19 protein-coding genes and 1 pseudogene are annotated in these 19,997 nt (G+C 69.5%); 13 read left to right on the top strand and 7 right to left on the bottom strand.

Going from position 1 to position 19,997, the window contains the following annotated elements; all coding sequences use genetic code 11:
• Positions 1–237: 237 nt before the first annotated feature.
• From VF542_RS13865 to VF542_RS13855, 3 genes are all read left to right on the top strand, one after another.
• Positions 238–2,565 (top strand): transglycosylase domain-containing protein, encoded by a 2,328-nt coding sequence (locus VF542_RS13865; RefSeq protein WP_408652291.1) that lies wholly within the window; start codon positions 238–240, stop codon positions 2,563–2,565.
• Between the two features lie 23 nt (positions 2,566–2,588).
• On the top strand, positions 2,589–4,094 hold the full coding sequence (locus VF542_RS13860; RefSeq protein WP_408652290.1) for a glycosyltransferase family 87 protein: 1,506 nt from the start codon (positions 2,589–2,591) through the stop codon (positions 4,092–4,094).
• A gap of 109 nt (positions 4,095–4,203) precedes the next feature.
• Positions 4,204–6,003, top strand: a complete 1,800-nt coding sequence (locus VF542_RS13855; protein ID WP_408652289.1) for a proline--tRNA ligase — start codon at positions 4,204–4,206, stop codon at positions 6,001–6,003.
• Between the two features lie 27 nt (positions 6,004–6,030).
• Here VF542_RS13855 and VF542_RS13850 read toward each other — a convergent pair whose 3' ends face one another.
• The 3 genes from VF542_RS13850 to VF542_RS13840 all read right to left on the bottom strand — a co-directional run bounded on the left by VF542_RS13850 (position 6,031) and on the right by VF542_RS13840 (position 8,614).
• Positions 6,031–6,798, bottom strand: coding sequence for a deoxyribonuclease IV (locus VF542_RS13850; protein WP_408652301.1), 768 nt, complete (start codon positions 6,796–6,798; stop codon positions 6,031–6,033).
• 62 nt (positions 6,799–6,860) lie between these two features.
• The gene (locus VF542_RS13845) at positions 6,861–8,081 is read right to left on the bottom strand and encodes a DUF4232 domain-containing protein (protein WP_408652288.1); all 1,221 of its coding nucleotides are present in this window, start codon (positions 8,079–8,081) and stop codon (positions 6,861–6,863) included.
• The gene (locus VF542_RS13840) at positions 8,078–8,614 is read right to left on the bottom strand and encodes a SigE family RNA polymerase sigma factor (RefSeq protein WP_408652287.1); all 537 of its coding nucleotides are present in this window, start codon (positions 8,612–8,614) and stop codon (positions 8,078–8,080) included. Before VF542_RS13840 ends, VF542_RS13845 begins: the two co-directional genes overlap by 4 nt.
• Before the next feature lie 166 nt (positions 8,615–8,780).
• On the opposite strand from VF542_RS13840, the gene VF542_RS13835 reads away from it, so the two are divergent.
• The 6 genes and pseudogenes from VF542_RS13835 to dnaB all read left to right on the top strand — a co-directional run bounded on the left by VF542_RS13835 (position 8,781) and on the right by dnaB (position 13,628).
• Complete coding sequence (locus tag VF542_RS13835; RefSeq protein ID WP_408652286.1) at positions 8,781–9,845, top strand: hypothetical protein; 1,065 nt, start codon at positions 8,781–8,783, stop codon at positions 9,843–9,845.
• Between the two features lie 174 nt (positions 9,846–10,019).
• Positions 10,020–10,298: pseudogene (gene rpsF, locus VF542_RS13830) on the top strand (30S ribosomal protein S6); the annotation flags it as partial.
• 74 nt (positions 10,299–10,372) lie between these two features.
• A complete protein-coding gene (locus tag VF542_RS13825; RefSeq protein WP_408652285.1) occupies positions 10,373–10,861 on the top strand; it encodes a single-stranded DNA-binding protein in 489 nt (162 codons plus the stop codon).
• Between the two features lie 49 nt (positions 10,862–10,910).
• Positions 10,911–11,147, top strand: a complete 237-nt coding sequence (gene rpsR / locus VF542_RS13820) for a 30S ribosomal protein S18 (protein ID WP_311423422.1) — start codon at positions 10,911–10,913, stop codon at positions 11,145–11,147.
• Positions 11,148–11,162: 15 nt separating this feature from the next.
• Positions 11,163–11,612, top strand: a complete 450-nt coding sequence (rplI, locus tag VF542_RS13815; protein WP_408652284.1) for a 50S ribosomal protein L9 — start codon at positions 11,163–11,165, stop codon at positions 11,610–11,612.
• A 582-nt stretch (positions 11,613–12,194) separates the two neighbouring features.
• Positions 12,195–13,628, top strand: a complete 1,434-nt coding sequence (gene dnaB, locus VF542_RS13810) for a replicative DNA helicase (RefSeq protein ID WP_408652283.1) — start codon at positions 12,195–12,197, stop codon at positions 13,626–13,628.
• Between the two features lie 160 nt (positions 13,629–13,788).
• On the opposite strand, the gene VF542_RS13805 is transcribed toward dnaB, so the two are convergent.
• Entirely contained in the window at positions 13,789–14,049 is a 261-nt protein-coding gene (locus VF542_RS13805) for a DUF1778 domain-containing protein (RefSeq protein ID WP_408652282.1), read from the bottom strand.
• A gap of 109 nt (positions 14,050–14,158) precedes the next feature.
• On the bottom strand, positions 14,159–14,467 hold the full coding sequence (locus tag VF542_RS13800) for a hypothetical protein (protein WP_408652281.1): 309 nt from the start codon (positions 14,465–14,467) through the stop codon (positions 14,159–14,161).
• Between the two features lie 135 nt (positions 14,468–14,602).
• On the opposite strand from VF542_RS13800, the gene VF542_RS13795 reads away from it, so the two are divergent.
• Genes VF542_RS13795 through VF542_RS13785 form a run of 3 tightly spaced genes read left to right on the top strand, consistent with a single transcriptional unit; the run spans position 14,603 to position 16,621 of the window.
• Positions 14,603–15,250: a nitroreductase family protein gene (locus VF542_RS13795; RefSeq protein ID WP_408652280.1), complete on the top strand. Its 648-nt coding sequence runs from the start codon at positions 14,603–14,605 to the stop codon at positions 15,248–15,250.
• A 30-nt stretch (positions 15,251–15,280) separates the two neighbouring features.
• Entirely contained in the window at positions 15,281–15,847 is a 567-nt protein-coding gene (locus VF542_RS13790; protein WP_408652279.1) for a GNAT family N-acetyltransferase, read from the top strand.
• A gap of 27 nt (positions 15,848–15,874) precedes the next feature.
• A complete protein-coding gene (locus VF542_RS13785; RefSeq protein WP_408652278.1) occupies positions 15,875–16,621 on the top strand; it encodes a potassium channel family protein in 747 nt (248 codons plus the stop codon).
• Positions 16,622–16,626: 5 nt separating this feature from the next.
• On the opposite strand, the gene VF542_RS13780 is transcribed toward VF542_RS13785, so the two are convergent.
• Positions 16,627–18,627: a GTP-binding protein gene (locus VF542_RS13780; protein ID WP_408652277.1), complete on the bottom strand. Its 2,001-nt coding sequence runs from the start codon at positions 18,625–18,627 to the stop codon at positions 16,627–16,629.
• A gap of 153 nt (positions 18,628–18,780) precedes the next feature.
• Entirely contained in the window at positions 18,781–19,353 is a 573-nt protein-coding gene (locus tag VF542_RS13775; RefSeq protein ID WP_408652276.1) for a TetR/AcrR family transcriptional regulator, read from the bottom strand.
• A gap of 141 nt (positions 19,354–19,494) precedes the next feature.
• On the opposite strand from VF542_RS13775, the gene VF542_RS13770 reads away from it, so the two are divergent.
• The coding region (locus tag VF542_RS13770) for a GAF domain-containing protein (RefSeq protein WP_408652275.1) at positions 19,495–19,997 on the top strand (503 nt) is incomplete at its 3' end.

Below are 19,997 nucleotides of genomic sequence, written 5' to 3'. Positions count from 1 at the left end.
TCTTACACTGGACAAGCTGTGAATTGCGCCAGGTCGCGCTGCGGATTCGTTCGCATTCCGGCTCATTTCGCCGCTTCTTGTGTGCGGGGAGTCCAGGATGTGCCCGTACCCTGCGAGTAGTTCCACCAGCATGCTGGTGCGTTTGTGCTCACAGCCGGGCAGCAGTGACCGACACTAAGCAGTACACCGAGTAACCAACGAGTACCTGACGTAGCGCTGAGTGCTAGAGGAGTTTTCGTGGCGGGTCCCTCCGCGCCTGAGCAGTCCCGGTCCGTGCCCGGCAAGGATCCGGCCCGGCCGGCCGCGAACCAGCCGAGCCGCTGGAAGCAGCGCCGGGCGGCCAAGAAGCGCCGGCTGGCGAAGATGAGCACCCGCAAGCGGGTGTTGCGCCGGATCGGCCTGGCGCTGACCTGGCTGCTCGGGCTGCTCGCGCTGCTGGCGACCGTGCTGGCGGTCGCCGTGTACTCGGTCGCCCACGTGCCCAGCCCGGCGGAGCTGCAGACCAACCAGTCGGGGATCGTGCAGTACGCCGACGGCTCGACCATGGCGACCATCGACGGCGGCGAGAACCGGATCATCGTGCCGCTGTCCGCGGTCCCCGAGCACGTGCGCAACGCGGTGCTGGCGGCCGAGGACCGCGGTTTCTATTCAGAGCCGGGCATCTCGGTCAAGGGCACGGTGCGCGCGGCCGTCAACGATCTGCGGGGCGGCGCGACCCAGGGCGGCTCCACCATCACCCAGCAGTACGTCAAGAACGCCTACCTCAACTCCGACCAGACGCTGAGCCGCAAGCTCAAGGAGCTGGCGATCTCGCTCAAGCTCAGCCGGCAGTACTCCAAGGACCAGATCCTGGAGAGCTACCTGAACACGATCTACTTCGGCCGCGGCGCCTACGGCATCGAGGCCGCCTCCCGGGCCTACTTCGGCGTCTCGGTGGACAAGGTCAGCGTTGCCCAGGGCGCGGTGCTCGCCGCGGTGATCAAGTCCCCGGAGTACTACGACCCGGCGGTCACCCCGTCGGCGGCCAAGGCCCGCTGGCAGTACGTGGTGGACGGAATGGTCAGCACCGGCAAGCTGGGCCAGGACCAGGCGGCCACGCTGAAGTTCCCGGCCACCATCAAGACCCGCAACTCCAGCTCCGCGCTGGACGGCCCGCTCGGCCTGGTCTGGCGCCAGGTGAAGTCCGAGCTGCGCGCCGACGGGGTGGACCCGGCCACCATCAACACCCGGGGGCTGCGGATCCAGACCACCATCAACCGCGGTGCCCAGGCCGCCGCCCAGGACGCCATCAAGAAGACCTACTCCAACCTCACCCGCAAGCAGAAGAACCTGCGCCCGGCGCTGGTCGCGGTCGACCCGAACACCGGCGCGGTGATCGCCTACTACGGCGGCGCCAACGGGGCGGGGCTGGACTACGCCCAGTCCTGGCGGCCGCCGGGCTCGAGCTTCAAGCCCTACGTCATCGCCACCGCGCTGACCCAGAACCTCAAGGGCGTGAAGCCGGCCTACACCATCCAGTCCACGTTCGACGGCTCGTCGCCGCAGACCATCGACAACCTGCCGTTCTCCAACGACCCGACCGACCCCGACTACGGCACCTACACGCTGCGCCGGGCCACCACGCTGTCGCTGAACACGGTGTTCGGCAAGCTCACCTCGCTGGTGGGGCCGGAGAACGTCATCAAGACCGCCCGGGCGATGGGCATCCCGGCCACCGAGTCGGCCTCCGGCCCCAACCCCGGCGCGCCGACCCTGATGCGCAACGGCAACCCCGACGACTACGTCGGCATCGGCAACTACCCGGTCCGGATCCTGGACCAGGCGGTCGGCTACGCCACGCTGGCCAACGGCGGCCTGGCCCGGCCGTCCTACTTCGTGCAGAAGGTCACCGACGCCGAGGGCAACGTGGTCTACCAGCACAAGGACAAGGCCAAGCGGGTACTGGACAAGAAGGTCGCCAACGACACCACGCTGGCGATGGAGGACGTCGCCAAGAGTTCGGACATCCCGCTGTCCGACGGCCGGCCGGTGGCGGCCAAGACCGGCACCGTCGGCATCCAGGACACCGGCAACTCCAGCGACGGCTGGACGGTCGGCTTCACCCCCCAGGTCAGCGCGGCGTCCTGGGTCGGCTCGAACAAGGTGGAGCCGATCTATGACGCCAACGGCAACTCCGAGTACGGCCGGGACCTGGCCGGCAGCGCCTGGAAGCGGTTCATGGACGGCTACCTGAGCGGCAAGCCGGTGCTGCCGATGCCCACCACCCAGCAGGTCGGGCAGTCCCAGCCCTCGGCCACCGCCACCACCTCCAGCGCGTCCCCGACGCCGACCGTGTCGAGCACGCCGCCCAGCACCAGCGCCGCACCGAGTTCCAGTGCGGCGCCCACCACGTCCGCGCCGCCGAGCACGTCGCAGACGCCCACCCCGACGCCGAGTACCAGCTGCGGGCTGCCGATCTGCCCGTCCTCCTCCGGGTCGAGTCCTAGCAAGTCACCCGGGCCGACGGCGAGCTCGTCCACGAAGAAGGCGGCGGCCCCGGCCGCGGCGACACCCAACCGTCGCTGAGCCGGCGTGCGAGGATCGTCCGCGTGAGCGAGCCGAGCACCTCCCAGCCGGGGCTCGCGCCGTCCTCGGGCGAGGTGCCGCTGCCCTCGCGCACCGACCCGACGGTGGCCCGGGCCAGCGCGCTGGTGGGCGGTCCGGTCGGGCGCTACGCAGGCGCCTACTCCGGCTGGTGGACGCCGTTGCGGGTGCTGCTGGCCCTCGCGGCCCTCACGCTGCTGCTCGGCTACGGCGAGAAGCTGCCGTGCGCCGACGGGCAGTGGGTGGCCTCCAAGCAGTACACCCACGCCTGCTACTCCGACGTGATCCCGCTCTGGGGCGCCGAGGGGCTGGCCTCGGGGGCGGTGCCCTACCGCGATCACGCCGTGGAGTACCCGGTGCTCACCGGCGGGTTCATGTGGTTCACCGGCGAGCTCACCCGGGGGTGGCACTCCCTGGCCGAGAACGGCACCGTGCCGGGGCAGGACCAGGGGGTGGTGTTCGGCGTCCTGACCTGCCTGCTGCTGGCGCTGTGTGGCCTGTTCACGGTGGCTGCCACCGCCGCGGCGGCGGGCCGGCGGCGGCAGTGGGACGCGGCCATCCTGGCCGTCAGCCCGTTGCTGGTCTTTCACGCCTTCTCCAACTGGGACCTGCTGGCGATGGCCTTCGTCTCGGCCGCGCTGTGGGCATGGGCCCGCAACCGGCCGGTCGCGGCCGGCGTGCTGATCGGGCTGGGGGCCGCCGCCAAGCTGTACCCGGCACTGCTGTTCGTGCCGTTGGCGCTGCTGGCCTACCGGACCCGGTGCTGGCGGCCGGTGCTGTGGGCCGCGACCGCGGCGGCCGGTGCCTGGCTGGCGGTGAACCTGCCGGTGGCACTGGCCTGGACGGCCGGCTGGAAGGAGTTCTACGCCTTCTCCGAGTCCCGCCCGGCCGAGGCCAGCACGTTCTGGGCGATGCTCAAGCACTTCTACCCGCACACCTTCGGCTCGCCGGCCGAAGCGGGGTGGAGCCCACCGGGCGTCGCGGTGGCGCTGGTCCTGCTGGCCGCGCTCGGAGCCATCGGCTGGCTGGCGCTCACCGCCCCGGCCAGGCCCCGGCTCGCCCAGCTGGCCTTCCTGACGGTCACCGCCTTCCTGCTGACCACCAAGGTGTGGAGCCCGCAGTACTCGGTCTGGCTGGTGCCGCTGCTGGCGCTGGCCCGGCCCCGCTGGCGCAGCGCGCTGATCTGGCAGGCCACCGAGATCGCGGTCTGGATCGCCACCCTGCTCTGGCTGCTGGGCGGCAGCGACCCCAACAAGGCGCTGACCTACGAGGTGCTGACCTGGGTGCTGCTGCTGCGCGATGCCGCCCTGCTGGTGCTGGTGGCACTGATCGTGCGTGACATCCGGCGGCCGGAGTCCGACGTCGTGCGCTCGGCCGAGGAGCCGGATCCGGGCGCGGGGCTGTTCGCCGCCGCGCCGGCGGACCGGCTGCTCGGCCGCGGCCGGGGCCACCCGAGCCACTCGGACGGTCCCGACGGTCCCGCCTCCGGCGTCGAGTTGGCCCGGCGGTAATTCAGCGGAGGACTCCTGGCGCCTTGGGTAGCCTTGCGGGGTCGGCTCCACGACGCCCGGACGGGCCAGCCGGCTCGTGACGGTGATCTGGCAAACGGTTGGAGTTGTTGTGCTGCTGCGGATGTCCACGCTGTTCCTGCGCACCCTGCGCGACGATCCGGCTGACGCCGAGGTGCCCAGTCACCGGCTGCTGGTCCGGGGTGGCTACGTCCGCCGGGTGGCACCGGGCATCTACTCCTGGCTGCCGCTGGGCATGGCGGTGCTGGCCAACGTCGAACGGATCGTCCGCGAGGAGATGGCCTCGATCGGCGCTCAGGAGGTGCACTTCCCGGCGCTGATCCCGCGGGAGATCTTCGAGGCCAGCGGCCGGTGGGCCGACTACGGCGACGCGCTGTTCCGGCTCTCTGACCGCAAGGGCGGGGACTACCTGCTCGGCCCGACCCACGAGGAGCTGTTCACGCTGCTGGTCAAGGGCGAGTACTCCTCCTACAAGGACTACCCGCTCGCGCTGTACCAGATCCAGACCAAGTACCGCGACGAGGCCCGGCCGCGGGCCGGCGTGCTGCGCGGGCGCGAGTTCATCATGAAGGACTCCTACTCCTTCGACTTGTCCGAAGAGGGCCTGCAGCGGTCCTACCAGGCGCACCGGGACGCCTACGAGCGGATCTTCAGCCGGCTGGGCTTCGACTACCGGATCGTGTTCGCGATGTCCGGGGCGATGGGCGGCTCGGCGTCGGAGGAGTTCCTGGCGCCGACGCCCTCGGGCGAGGACACCTTCGTGCAGTGCACCCACTGCGACTATGCCGCCAACACCGAGGCGGTCGAGATTGCCGGGCCACCCGCCCAGGACGGGTCAGCACAGCCGGCCAGCGTGGTGCTAGACACTCCCGACACGCCGACCATCGCGACGCTGGTGGACCGGCTCAACAGCCTGGACTGGGCTGAGTACGGGTTGCCGGAGCAGCAGTTCAGCGCGGCGCAGACGTTGAAGAACGTGGTGCTCAAGACCCACCAGCCCGGCGCCGACCGCTGGGAGCTGCTGGTGGTGGGCGTGCCCGGTGACCGCGAGGTCGACATGAAACGGCTGGCCGGCCAGTTGGAGCCGGTCGAGGTCGAGCAGGCCGGCGCCGAGGACCTGGCCGCCCAGCCGGATTTGGTCAAGGGCTACATCGGCCCGCAGCTGCTCGCCGATCTGAAGGTGCGTTACCTGGTCGACCCGCTGGTGGTCGAGGGCAGTGCGTGGGTCACCGGGGCCAACGAGGAGGGCAAGCACGCCGCCTTCGTGGTGCGCGGGCGTGACTTCGACCCGGCCGGCGAGATCGGCGCGGTCGAGATCCGCGACGGCGACCGGTGCGCCCGCTGCGGCTCGCCGCTGGAGATCGCCCGCGGCATCGAGCTGGGCCACGTCTTTCAGCTGGGGCGCAAGTTCGCGGAGGCGTTCGGCTTGACGGCGCTGGGGCCCGAGGGCAAGCCGGTGACGATCACGATGGGCTCCTACGGGGTCGGCATCACCCGCGCCGTGGCGGCGCTGGCCGAGCAGACCCATGACGAGTTGGGCCTGTGCTGGCCACGCGCGGTGGCGCCCGCCGACGTGCAGGTGGTGCCGACCGGCAAGGACGTCGCGGCGGTGGCCGAGGCGGAGCGGATCGCCACCGAGCTGGTGTCGCTGGGCGTGCGGGTGCTGCTCGATGACCGCAAGGCCTCACCCGGCGTGAAGTTCAAGGACGCCGAGCTGCTGGGGGTCCCGACGATCCTGGTGGTCGGGCGGGGCCTGGACGACGGCGTGGTGGAGCTGCGTGACCGCAGGTCCGGTGAACGGCGCGAGGTGCCGGTGGGCGATGCGGTGAGTGCGGTGCACGCCGAGGCGTCGGCGGACCAGACCTCGGGTGGCGGGGCGTCGGCCAGCTGAGTCTGCCGGCGAACGGGCTGGGGCCGCTCAGCTGGCCTTGCTGCGCAGGTAGCTGATGTCCTCGGCCTGGCCGGCCGCCGGCGTCTCGACCAGCACGTCGCAGCCGGCGGCCCGGACGATGGCCGCGATCGCCTCGGGCTCGATGAAGCCGGTGCCGATGTTGGTGTGCCGGTCGGCGCCGGAGTCGAAGGTGTCGCGGCTGTCGTTGGCGTGGATCAGGTCGATCCGTCCGGTGATGGCCTTGACCCGGTCGACGATGCCGGTCAGGTCCTCACCGCCGGCGTGGGCGTGGCAGGTGTCGAGGCAGAAACCGGGGCCGTACTCGCCGATGGCGTCCCACAGCTGGGCGATCCGGTCCAGGTGCCGGGCGATCGCGGCGGTGCCGCCGGCGGTGTTCTCGATCAGGATCGGTAGCGGGAAACCGCCGCTCTCGGCCTGGTAGGCAAAGGTCTTGCGCCAGTTCTCGATGCCGACGGCCGGGTCGTCGTTGGCACCGACGTGCCCGCCGTGCACGATCAGCCCCTTGGCCCCGATCGAGGCCGCCGCCGCGGCGTGCTGGGCCAGGATCTTGCGGCTCGGCACCCGGATCCGGTTGTTGGTGGTGGCCACGTTGATCACGTAGGGGGCGTGCACGTAGACCGTCAGGTCGGTGGCCCGCAGCGCGTCGGCGTGCGGGTGCTCCTTCGGCGCCTTCCAGCCCTGCGGGTCGGCCAGGAAGAACTGGACCGCCGCGGCGTCGACCCGGGCGGCTGCCGCCAACGGGTCGGTGGAGTCGACGTGGGCACCGATGACCAGGGTGTCAGCCATGCTGCCAGGTTACGGTCCGGCCCTGACATCAGTCACCGCGCCCGGCTGAGCTAGCGGATGCCGGGGTCGCCGGGCACCACCGGGTGAACCTGGAGGTAACACACCCGGCCCTGGTCGCCGTAGGAGTGGGTGGCGGTGGTATCCGGGGGCGTGCTCTGCAGCCGCGCGTGCGGGTAGCACTGGGCGCCGTCGGACTCGACCGTCTCCCATTCGATCACCGCCCACCACGACGCGTCGCCGCCGCTGCCCGGCTCCAAGCCGGAGCTGGTGCTGACCCGCCTGCCCAACGCGCCGGCCAGTGTCGACGTCGGGCTCGCCTCAGCCAGCAGCCGGCCGGCGGCGTCCACGATGGCGGCGTGCGGATAGCCGTTCAGCTGGCACGGCTTCGGCCCGGTGTTGACGTAGCGGAGCAGGACGCCACGGCTGTCACCCGGGCCGCTCAGGGGCGACTGGGTCACTTTCAGCTGGGCGCCGGTGCACGACGGCAGGGTGGCCGGTGCCGGGATGGCCACCTGGCGGCCGGCGTCGTAGCGGCGGAGGTCCTTCCGCCAGGTGAACTCCTGGGTGAACCACAGGCTGCGGCAGCACAGCTCATCCATCGGCCCGTAGCCCTTCTCGGTGAGCTCCAGGTCGCCCGTGCCGGTCACGCCGATCGAGACGACCATGAGCGAGCGCTCGTCACCCTGCTGGTAGGCCAGCGTCTGCACCAGTTGGGGGCCGTCCGGGCGGTACCGGAATACCTCGATCACGAGTGGGTACGAGCCGTCGGCCGTCGCGCCGTTGCAGGTGACCGGCAGCAGCCACAGCGGCTCGGGCTCGCCCGGCACCGTGATCGGCTGGGCGGTCGGCAGCTCCGGCGGCCCCTGACGCGACGGCAACCGCGGCGGCAGCGGGCCGGCCGTCAACCGCGTCGGGCACAGCCCCGGGGTGTGCGGCAGTGCGCCCTCGTCGACATGCTGGTACCACCAGTGGTTCGGCGTGGTCGAGTGGGGTGTGGGCGGGGTCGAGCTGCCGGCCGGCGGCGTGCGGCCCGGGCCGTCGGAGTTCAGCACTTTCAGCCCGGCGGTGACACCGAGCATCACCAGCAGCACGGCGGCCGCCGCCAGCATCGGGACCAGCCAGGCCCGCAGCGCGCGCGGCTGCCCGTCGTCGGCCGGCAGGGAACGGGTCGCCAGCAGCACCTGCGCCTTGACGGGCGCGGCGGCCGGGGCACGGCGGGCCTCGGCCCGCAGCTCGTCGCGGATGGCGGTGTCGAGTTGCTCGGGTGTCATCGGACGGCTCCCTGCTGGTCGGACCGGCCGTCGAGGCCGGTGAGGGCGGCGCCGCCGCGCAGCGTGCTGAGCGCCCGGCTGATCAGGCTGCGTACCGTGGTGGCGCGGCAGCCCATCGCCTCGGCGATCTGCTGGTCGGACAGGTCGTGGAAGTAGCGCAGCACCACGGCGGCGCGCTGCCGGGGCGGCAGCGTGCTCAGCACCCGGCGCAACTGGTCCCGGTCGTCGACCCGGTGGGCGAAGTCCGGCCCGGGCTGCCGCTGGGGCACCAGATCGGTGACCAACTCCCCGGCCGCCGGCCGGCGCTGCTGGTTGAGGTAGCGGTTGATCAGCGACCGGCGGACGTAGGCGATCGGCGACTGTGCCGCTGCCACCCTCGACCATTGCGGATACAGCGCCACCAGGGTGTCCTGGACCAGCTCCTCAGCGGCCTGCCGGTCCCGGGTGAGCAGGTAGGCGGTGCCCAGCAGCGAGTCGGTACGGTCCTCCACGAACTGGGAGAAGTGGGCGGCTGCCCGGGTGAGGACCTTCATGCCAGACAAGACAACTCGGCCAGCCGAAACATTGCCCGGCGTCGCACTCTCGCCGGCGGCGTGACCATAGCGGGCCTGCTTCGTTGAGTTCAGAGGACACCGGTACGCCGGTGGCCCCTAAGATAGTGCTTTTTCCGGACGTTCGGGACGTAGGGGGAGTGTGCTGATGAGTCTTCGTCGCATCGCCGGCGTTGCCGCCGCGGCGGTCGTGCTCTCCGGCGCCGGCCTGCTGCTCTCCAACCCCACCAGTGCGGTGACCCCCCCGACCCCGATCACGCTGGACGCCACCGGAATGGACTCCTCGTCCTGCCCGCTGCCGTTGAACGGCTCGATGGCCGTGGTGCCCAATACCGCAGTGCAGTTCAAGCAGGGAGGATTGGGCGCCGCGACCGGCGAGCGCTTGACCATCAGCCCGGTTCCCAACTCCACCGATCCCGCCAGCAGAACCCCGTGGGCAGCCGTTCCGGCGGCGGGCACGACCCCGATCACGTTCACCAGGGCCGCGACCTACACCCTCACGTGGCAGTTCACGACAGAGCTGTTGGGTCAGGTGGGGGTGGTAGCCACCCAGACCGGCAAGCTGGTCATCGACTCCACCGCCGCGGGCTGCGTCGCGGGGGTCCACCTTCCGTTGCCGAGCGTGTCGGCCTCAGCCGTGCCCAGCCCGATCATCAGCGCCATCAACGGCGGGCTCGGCAGCGTGGTGAGCAGCGCCAACAGCGCGCTCAACCCCGTCAACAGCGCACTGCCGACGGCTCCTCCGCTGCCGGGCGCGCCCGGGCTCCCGAGCGTTCCCGGCCTGCCCGGCGGCAACTCGCCAGGTGTCACGCCCCCGCCGGCCGCGGCTCTTCCGGGCACCAACTACAAGCCGTCCGGTCCGACGGTGGCCGACCGCACCGTGCCCAAGGGCTACGGCAGCGGCAGCGGGCTCGGTGGCAGCTACGTCCCGGTCACCGGTGGCTCGATCGTGGCTGGTGACCAGCAACCGGTGAGCAACGGTAAGCCGGCCGGTTCGGCGAGCTCGGCCGCGCCGGGTGTGAAGAACGGTGGCTCGCCGCGCACCGTCGAGCTGGCCTCCAACCGGCCGCGGTCCGCGCTCGGCGCGCTGCCGACGCTCGCGGTGATCCTGGCCATCCTGGCACTGTCGGGTGCGACCGCCTTCTATGCCCGCACCTTCCTGCTGCAGCCGGCCGAGGCCCGCGCGAAGGCACCTGTCAAGCCGTCGAACTGACCCGATTTCCTTCGCCGGAGGCAAGCCGGTAACCTGTCAAGGTTGCAGTCTGGGCCTGGACGTCAGGTGTTCGGTGCCCGCGGACCCGTCTTCGCACGGGCCCATCCGACCGCTTCACCCTCCTGCCACGGACCGTCCGTGGCCGCCAAGTCCACAGGAGGCTGGGTTAATCCCATGCGCCATTACGAAGTCATGGTCATCCTCGACCCCGAACTGGACGAGCGCACCATCGCTCCGTCCCTGGACACCTTCCTCTCCGTCATCAAGAAGGGTGGCGGCACGGTCGAGAAGGTCGACGTCTGGGGCCGCCGCCGGATGGCGTTCGAGATCAACAAGAAGTCCGAGGGTATCTACGCCGTCATCGACCTGAGCGCGGAGCCCGCCTCGGTGATCGAGCTGGACCGGCAGCTGAACCTCAACGAGTCGGTGCTGCGGACCAAGGTGCTGCGGCCGACCCCGCAGAAGGCCAAGTCCAAGAAGGCCCAGGACAAGGCGCAGGCCAAGCGAGCCGAGAAGAAGTCAGCCTGATGGCCGGCGAAACCGTCATCACCGTCGTGGGCAACCTGACGGCCGACCCGGAACTGCGGTTCACCCCGTCCGGTGCCGCCGTCGCCTCCTTCACGGTGGCCTCGACCCCGCGGAACTTCGACCGGCAGACGAACGAGTGGAAGGACGGCGAGGCGCTGTTCCTGCGCTGCTCGATCTGGCGCCAGGCGGCTGAGAACGTCGCCGAGTCACTGCAGCGCGGCATGCGCGTCGTGGTCACCGGCCGGCTCAAGCAGCGCTCGTTCGAGACCCGCGAGGGCGAGAAGCGCACCGTCATCGAGCTCGACGTCGACGAGGTGGGGCCGTCGCTGCGCTACGCCACGGCGAAGGTCAACCGCACCCAGCGCGGCTCCTCCGGCGGCGGCTTCGGAGCCGAGAGCTCCGGCGGTGCGCCGGCTGAGGACCCGTGGGCCTCGTCCGGTCCCGCTGCCGCCTCGTCCGGCGGTTACTCCGACGAACCGCCCTTCTAGACCTCACTGCCCTCAAGACTTTCACTGACCCAAGACGGAGTTCCCACTGATGGCCAAGCCACCGTTACGCAAGCCCAAGAAGAAGTCCAACCCGCTCAAGACCTCCCGTATCGAGGCGATCGACTACAAGGACACCGCCCTGCTGCGCAAGTTCATCTCCGACCGGGGCAAGATCCGCGCCCGCCGGGTGACCGGCGTCAGCACCCAGCAGCAGCGCGAGATCGCCAAGGCGGTCAAGAACGCCCGCGAGATGGCGCTGCTGCCCTACACCTCGACCGCGCGCTAAAGGCAGGACGCCGACATGAAGATCATCCTGACTCGTGAGGTGGACGGTCTGGGCGCGCCAGGCGACATCGTCGATGTCGCCGACGGCTACGGCCGCAACTACCTGGTGCCGCGAGGTGCGGCGATCAACTGGAGCAAGGGCGCGGAGAAGCAGATCACCCAGATCAAGCGCGCCCAGGACTCCCGGGAGATCCGCGGCCTGGACCACGCCAACGAGATCAAGGCCCAGCTCGAGGGGCTGGCCGTCACGCTCAAGGCGCGCGCCGGCGACGGCGGCCGGCTGTTCGGTTCGGTGAGCCAGGCCGACGTCGCCAACGCCGTCAAGGCCGCCGGCGGCCCCACGGTGGACAAGAAGCGGGTCCACCTGCCCGGGCACATCAAGACCACCGGCGCGCACACCGTGACCATCGAGCTGCACCCCGGCGTCGTTGCCACCGTGCCGGTCACCGTCACACCCAACAAGTAAACCGCCCGCGTCGTAGCGCGGACCCGTTCGGAGACCCGGCTCCCGCCCTTGCGGGAGGCCGGGCTTTCGGCTGCCCGATTCCGGCAACCGGCCTGGCTTTCCGATGTTCCGCTTGTTGACAGAATGGTGTGGTAGGTCCACCTTGATACGTTAAGCGGCTGTAGGAACGCGTGGGTGGGCGGGTCGTCCAGATTCTGGGATAGGACTCGCGTAGCCTGTGGATATGTGGTAGCTCCGAGTGAGCGGCCAGTTACCACGCGAGCACAGTTCGGTATGTAATAAACCCGGTGCTCACAGTTGCCTGACCGGTGACCTTCTCCAAAATTACTTTTCTTCCACAGGGTGAGCACAACGTAGCCCAGCATCTACGGGCCTTCTAAGACCGGTGCCACACTTATTCACAGCACTGTCCCCAGGTCGTGAACAACTCCGTCCGGCGTTGCCCACATCATGCTCCACAGGTGTGTGCACAGGCGGGATTGCTACCCCGAGCCCCGCTCTCTAACGTCAGCGCGGGCTCTCCACGGACCGCGTAGCCGGCGAATTACAGAAGTGTCAGTACCTGCGCGTATGCCTAGGCCCATGGCTGAACCGCTGGCCCATAAGCCCCAGACGATTGGCAACGGTGTGACTTCAGGTCCAGGGCTGCGCGCGATCGGTGATTCGGACACCTCCGGACCGAAGTTCGACCGCACACCGCCGCAGGACATCGACGCCGAGCAGTCGGTGCTGGGCGGCATGCTGCTGTCCAAGGACGCGATCGCCGACGTGGTCGAGGTGCTGCGGGGCAGCGACTTCTACCGGCCGGCCCACCAGCTGGTCTACGACGCGATCCTGGACCTGTACGGCCGCGGCGAGCCGGCCGACGCGGTCACCGTCGCCGCCGAGCTGACCCGCACCGGCACGATCGGCCGGGTCGGCGGCCACCCGTACCTGCACACCCTGATCTCCGGGGTGCCGACGGCGGCCAACGCCGGTTACTACGCCGAGATCGTCGCCGAGCGCTCGATCCTGCGCAGGCTGGTCGAGGCGGGTACCCGGATCGTCCAGATGGGTTACGGGGCGGCCAGCGGCGAGGGGATGGCCGGCACCGTCGACGACGTGGTCGACCGGGCCCAGGCCGAGATCTACGAGGTCACCGAGCGCCGTACCAGCGAGGACTACGTCCGGATCGAGGACCTGCTCGAGGGCACCCTGGACGAGATGGACCGGATGACCGCCAACGGCGGGGTGGGCACCGGCATCCGCACCGGGTTCGAGCACCTGGACGAAATCACCCACGGCCTGCACCCGGGGCAGATGATCGTGGTGGCCGGCCGGCCAGGTTCGGGCAAGTCCACCCTGGCGATGGACTTCGCCCGGTCGGCGGCGATCAAGCAGCACGCCTCGACGGTGATCTTCTCGCTGGAGATGTCCAAGCAGGACATCATGATGCGCCTGTTCTCGGCCGAGGCGCGGGTCAAGCTCAACGACATCAGGTCGGGCCGGATGAGCGATGAGGACTGGCGCAAGATCGCGCTGCGGTCCTCCGAGCTGGCCGAGGCGCCGCTGTTCATCGACGACTCGCCGAACCTGACCATGATGGAGATCCGGGCCAAGTCGCGCCGGCTGAAGCAGCGCCACGACCTGAAGCTGATCGTGATCGACTACATGCAGCTGATGACCTCGGGCAAGCGGGTGGAGTCCCGGCAGCAGGAGGTGTCGGAGTTCTCGCGGGCGATGAAGCTGATCGCCAAGGAACTCGACGTGCCGGTGGTGGCGCTGTCGCAGCTCAACCGCGGGCCCGAGCAGCGGACCGACAAGAAGCCGATGCTGTCTGACCTGCGGGAGTCCGGCTCCATCGAGCAGGACGCCGACGTGGTGCTGCTGGTGCACCGGGAGGACATGTACGAGCGGGAGTCACCGCGGGCCGGCGAGGCCGACATCATCATCGCCAAGCACCGCAACGGGCCCACCGGCCAGGCGACGGTGGCCTTCCAGGGGCACCTGTCGCGCTTCGTGGACATGCCGTCGTGAGGTCTCGCCAAAGACCTCACGAGATTAGGAGCACAACCGGCGGTTCTAACGATTGTCGTATGAAGTCGGGTTCTCCCCTTAGAGGCTCCTTGCCGCTGTCGAATGAGCTGAGAACGTGCGAATCGGTGAGTGGCTCCGAACTGATGTTGACAGCGCTGGGCTAAGCCTGCTTCACCCGGCGTGGACGCCGCGCGACCGCGCGCAGCGCGTCGTTGGGAGTGACAGTCGCGTCGAGTGCCGCGATGAGCTGGTCGAAGTCAGCCGGAACCAGAGTGTGCGAGGCCAGCACTTCTTTAGCCCGAGCGTCGGCTGCGGAGATGACGAGGTTGGTCAAGGATTGGCCGGTTGCCGCAGCCGCAGCCCGCAGCCGATGCTCGGTATCCGGTGGCACTCGGAAGCTGAGCCGACTGGTGGTCGTCATGACCAGACTTTGGGTGCATGCCCCGAAGCACGTCGGCTTGCGCCCGAATTACGCACGAGACAGCTGTCGCTCGGTTACCGGCATGCCCGCGGACGCAGCGAGCTCACACTCAGGCGGAGGCGTGAGAGGTGTCGTCGCCGTCGGTGTCGTGCCAACGCTCCCACGCCGATTGACGCGTCATGTGCAGCATCGTGGCGATGTCTGACCAGCTCTTGCCATGGCGGCGCGCCGTCTTCACTGCGATCAGTTCCGCTCTGTCGAGCAGGCCCCGCACGAGGTGGACGTCGACCAGCGCGCTCAACGCCGCGTCGCCGTCGTCAGGGTGCCCAGGTACTGCATGCGGGCTCTCGTTGTGCCAGCCGTTCAGCCGTTGCCAGGCTCGCCGGCCGTCCTGCCAGGGTGCTCTGCCTCTGCTCATCGCGTCAGGCTATCCTGACGCGCCTGTCAAGCAATCCTGACGCCAGGGTGCGATTGACCCGCTGCGGGACACGCGGGGCCGGTGCGAACGCGGAGAACGACTGGCGAAGTCGGTTCGCTTTGCCAGAATGCAGCCATGACATTCACCATCCCGCTGAACCCGGACGAGCTGCTCACCACCACCCGGACGGTGCGCAAGCGGCTGGACCTGACCCGTCCCGTTCCCGAAGAACTCATCCGGGACTGCCTGCAGATCGCGCTGCAGGCGCCGTCCGGTTCCAACCAGCAGCACTGGCACTGGATCGTGGTGACCGACGCCGACCAGCGGCGGGCCATCGGCGCGTTCTATCGACGGGCAACCCTGCAGTACCTGGCCTCCCCAGGCGCGGCCGGCAACCTGTTCGCAGATGATCCGGAGCGGTCGCCGGTCCAGGTGCGGGTGGGCGACAGCGTCGCCTATCTGGCAGAGCACATGGCAGACGTGCCGGTGCTGGTGCTGCCCTGCCTGCGGGTGGAGAACCTGCCCACCGGGAACCAGGCCGGGGTGTGGGGATCGCTGCATCCCGCTATCTGGAGCTTCATGCTGGCCGCCCGGGCTCGCGGGCTCGGCACCGCCTGGACCACCCTGCACCTGAGGCACGAGGCTGAGGTGGCGGCAATCCTCGGCCTGCCGGACGGCATCCGCCAGGCCGCGCTGATCCCGACGGCCTACTACACCGGCACCGACTTCCGGCCGGCCGCCCGGCAGCCGCTTGATGAGGTTCTGCACTGGGACCGCTGGTGATCGCTCGCCGATGACCGGCTGGGCCACCTGATGACCGGCCAGGCAACCCTGCATACCGGCCGGCTCAGCCTCGTGCCGCTGGCCGAGGAGCACCTGGACCACGAGGTCGAGCTCGACGCCGACCCCGAGGTGATGCGTTACCTCGGCGCCGCCCGCACCCGCGCCGAGGTGGAGCGCCATCACCGCGACCGCCTCGCTGTCGCCGGCATCGTGCCGGGGCTGGGTTTCTGGGTGGGCGTGCACCATGGGCAGTTCGTCGGCTGGTGGATCCTGGAACCTCCGACGCGCGCCGACCAGGGCCCGGTCCAGGGCCAGGCCGAACTCGGCTACCGGCTGCTGCGCCGCCATTGGCGGCAGGGCCTGGCCGGCGAGGGCGCCCGCGAGCTGCTCCGGCACGGCTTCACCGACCTGGGGCTGCACCGGATCTTCGCCGAGACGATGGCGGTCAACGAAGCATCCCGGGCGACCATGGCATCGATCGGGCTGCGATACGTGCGCACCTTCCACGCCGACTGGGACGAGCCGATCCCCGGTGCCGAGCACGGCGAGGTCGAGTACGCGATCACCCGGGAGCAATGGCTCGACCGGACCCGCTGATCGCCTCCAGACGCCGATAATCCGAGCATGACCTCCAGCTCCTCCACCGACCGGCGTGTGACACGTTGGGAGTCGGCCACCGAGTGGCCGCTGACTGTCACCGCCGTCCTCTTCCTCATCGCCTATGCCTGGCCGATCCTGGACCCGGATCTCCACCACAGCGCCAAGGCGGTTTTCAAGACCGTCACCGTCCTGGCGTGGGGCATCTTCATCGCCGACTACGCCGTCCGGCTGGCTCTTGCCCAGCGGCGCTTTCACTACTGGTCCCATCACCTGCTGGACCTGGCGGTGATCGCCCTGCCCCTGCTGCGGCCGTTGCGATTGCTACGCCTGGTCATGCTGCTCAGAGTGGTGAACCGCACGGCCACAATCTCACTGCGCGGCCGGATCGCTGCCTACGTCGCAGGGGGAACCGCGTTGCTGCTGTTCTGTGGGGCCTTGGCGGTCCTCGACGCCGAGCGGGGACATCCAGGTGCGAACATCGTGAATTTCGGTGATGCCGCCTGGTGGGCCGTGACCACCGTGTCCACAGTGGGTTACGGCGATCGCTATCCCGTCACCACCGAAGGCCGTGCCGTGGCGCTCGGCCTGATGCTCGGCGGCGTTGCCCTGCTGGGCGTGGTGACCGCATCCATAGCAAGCTGGCTCATCGACAGGGTTCAGGAGGCCGAAGAGATGGCCGAGTCCGCGACCCGAGCGGACGTGGCAGCCCTGGTCGCGAAGGTCGACGAGCTGCACCGCGTCCTCATCGAGCTACAGCGAGCCGAGCGGTAGCCGGCTCAGACCCGCCGCTGCACCCGCAACAGGTAGGCGTCTCGATCTAACGGATCGGCATCCGTCCGGGGCCGGCACGGATACCCCTCGGCCGGCTCGTAATGGGAGAACGCCGATTCCAGTACTCCCTCACCACCCGTCAGTCCGGGCAACCGCTGCTGCAAGTCATGCACCCGGGCGGCCGGGATGGTGCCGGTCAGCAGGTACACCCGGCCCTGTGCGCGAGGTGCCAGCGGAACCGCGCGGAGCTGACCCAGCACTGGCACGACCGCGCCGTAACTGGTCGCCGGCACCTCCAGCGAGAACTCCTGCACCGGCTCGTACACCCTGGTCCCGGCCCCCCGCAGCGCTTGCATCAACACCAGCGGCGTCAGATTCCGGAAATCCCCCGCCGTGCTGGACATGCTCTTGTCGAAGGTCGCGTGGGCGTGGCTCTGCCGAGGCCAGTAACCGGAATGCGTCAACACCACAGTGCAATCCGGCACCTGCCAGCCGTACAAGCCTTGCCGCAGCGTCAGCCGCACCGTCTCCTCCACCGCCCGCAGAAACGCGTACGGCATCGATCCCAGCTCCACCTCCAGCCGGAAGAGCACCCCTGCCCCGACCGGCGCCGGCTCCACCCGCAGGCCCACCGTTGCCAGGAACGGGTTCGGTGCGACGTCGCCGACCTCCACAGCCGAGCCGCACCCGACCAGCCGCTCGATGCAGATCACGGTCGTCTCGCGGAAGCGCACCTGGATGCCGTATTCGCTTGCCAGCGTTGCCTGAATGACCTCCTTCTGCACCTCGCCGTACAGCGACACCGACAGCTCGCCGCGCAGGTCGTCCTGCCGCAACCCGATCAACGGGTCCTGCTCGGCGAGCTGGCCGAGCGCCGCATGCAGCGCGCCCCTGTCCGTCGATTCGCCCGGCACGACAACCGTCTCCAACGCGGGAGCCGCGAACTGCCGCGCACCGATCGGGGCCGGCGGCACGCCGACCCCATCGCCGATCCGCACACCCGCCAACCCGAAGAGCTGCCCGATCTCGCCGGCCACCACCGAACTGCGTGCTACCACGCCAGCGGGGGTGAACACCCTGATGCCGGTGACTCTTTCCCGACGCCCATGCGCCTGCATCCGATCTCGGACGTGCAGTGCACCGGAGAACATCCGGACGTAGCAGACCTTCTCGCCAGCCCGTCCGCGTTCGATCTTGAACACCGTGCCGGACAGCCGGCCGGTGGCGCTGCCGACACCTGAGGCGCCGGCCGACGGAGCAGCCGGCGGCAGCAGCGCGGCGATCCCGTCCAGCAGTTCGGCCACCCCCGCTCCGGTGATCGCCGAGCCGAAGAACACCGGGTGCACCCGCCCGCTGCGGACCTGGTCGGCCAGCGCCGACCGCAGCCGGCCGAAGGAGATCGCCTCGTGGGCGATGTAGTCGGCCACCAGAGCGTCGTCATCCGCGCTGAGCAGGTCGAGCAGCCGAGCGAGGAAGCCAGTATCACCAGCCTCGAACGGCTGGAACCGAGCCGTGCGACTGCCGATCCCGGTCACCGAACCCATCGCCACGGCCGAGGCCGTCAGCCGCTCGGCGATGCCGGCCAGCACCCGGGCCTCATCGGCGCCGGCGCGATCGATCTTGTTCACGAAGATCAGCGTCGGAACCAGCAGCCGCCGCAACGCCCGCATCAGGACCAGGGTCTGCGGCTGCACCCCCTCCACGGCCGAGATCACCAGCACCGCACCGTCGAGCACGCCGAGCACCCGCTCCACCTCGGCGATGAAGTCCGGATGCCCCGGGGTATCCAGCAGGTTGACGCTCACGTCGCCGATGGCGAAGGACGCGACGGCCGCGCGGATGGTGATGCCGCGCTCGCGTTCCAGTGCCAGCGAATCGGTGCGCGTGTTACCGGCGTCCACGCTGCCGATGTGGTCGAGAGCGCCGGTGTCGAACAGCAGTCGTTCGGTCAGGCTGGTCTTTCCGGCGTCAACATGCGCCACCACGCCCAGGTTCAGCTTCGTCACAGCACGCCAGGTCCTCACGTCGGTCAACAAGGTGGACGGACATGAAAGCTGGACGCACGGCAAAGCTCCTTCGAACAGGCGCGCCACATCCGGCGCGGAACTCAGTGCAGCACTGGAGCCCGATCAGGGCAACCGATTAACCGGCAGAACCGTCTAGGAGCGGTGGGCGGCGATCAACTGCCGGGCCATCGCCTTGGCCCGCAGGGCCGCCTGCCGATCGCCCTCGGTGGCGGAGATGATCGAACCCTTCATCAGGATATGCCAGGACTTCGCGAACTCGGCCGGCTCACGCAACGACGCTTGCTCGGCCATCCGCTCCACCACCGAGCGGATGGTGTTCAGGTGCTGGATGCTGGCCCGGCCGGTGACGTGGGTGCGTCCCATCTCGACCAGCACATTGATGAACGAGCACGCCTCGAAGTCGTCGCGGCCGAACCAGTCGTCGAAGACGTCGAAGATCGCCAGCAGTTGCCCCTCGGGATCGGCGCCGCGGCGGCGCGCTTCGCTCTCGACGGTGGCGAAGGTCCACAACTGCTCGCGCTGCTGCAGGAACGCCAGCACCAGGTCGTCCTTGGACGGGAAGTGCCGGTACAGGGTCGCCTTCGCGATGCCGGCCCGGGCGATGATCTCATCGACGCCGACGTCACGGATGCCGCGCTGGGTGAACAGCGCATAGGCGGTGCTGAGGATCTTCTCCCGTGCCGACGTGGCGGTGCTCGCGACCATGGTGACGTACTCCTGACCCACCGGCTTTACGGCAATTCCATGCTAGGCCGAGTAAGACTTGTCTGTCTAACCTAGTGATCTTGAAGTGACCCGTGTCCGCGCGGGATCAGGCTCTCGTTGGGGATAGCAGAAGGGCCTGCCATGTCCCCCACGCAAGACCTGGACGCCGCGCGTCTGTTCGTCAACGTCGCACAGGATCTCATGTCCCAGGCCGACCTCGTGGGGACCTACGAGCGGGTCGTGTCGATGGCGCTGAACCTCACCGGTTGCACGTCGGCGGCCATCCTCACCGGCACGCCGTCCGCCGAGGTGCGGGTCACCGCCAGCACCGACCCGCTGCTGACCGCGCCGCTCGCCCGGATCGCCGCGGAGACCGGCCAGGGTCCGGTCGTGCAGGCACTCGGCTGCCGTTCCGGGTTCGCCAGTCAGAGCCTGCCGCAGGAGACTCGGTGGCCGGACTACGCCCACCGAGTGCTGGCTGAGACAGCGATCCGGTCCGAGGCTGCCTACCCGTTGCGCGCCGATGGCCATGACTTCGGGGTGCTCAGCGTCTACTCCGTCGAGGACCGTTACTTCGCCGAGGACATCCGCGCGGTGGCCGAGATCTATGCCGGGCACGCCCTGATGGCCCTGATGCACGCCAG

Origin of the sequence: Jatrophihabitans sp. (assembly GCF_036389215.1) — a bacterium.
Classification (GTDB): Bacteria; Actinomycetota; Actinomycetes; order Mycobacteriales; family Jatrophihabitantaceae; genus Jatrophihabitans_A.
This window is presented reverse-complemented; position numbering and strand designations above follow the sequence as displayed.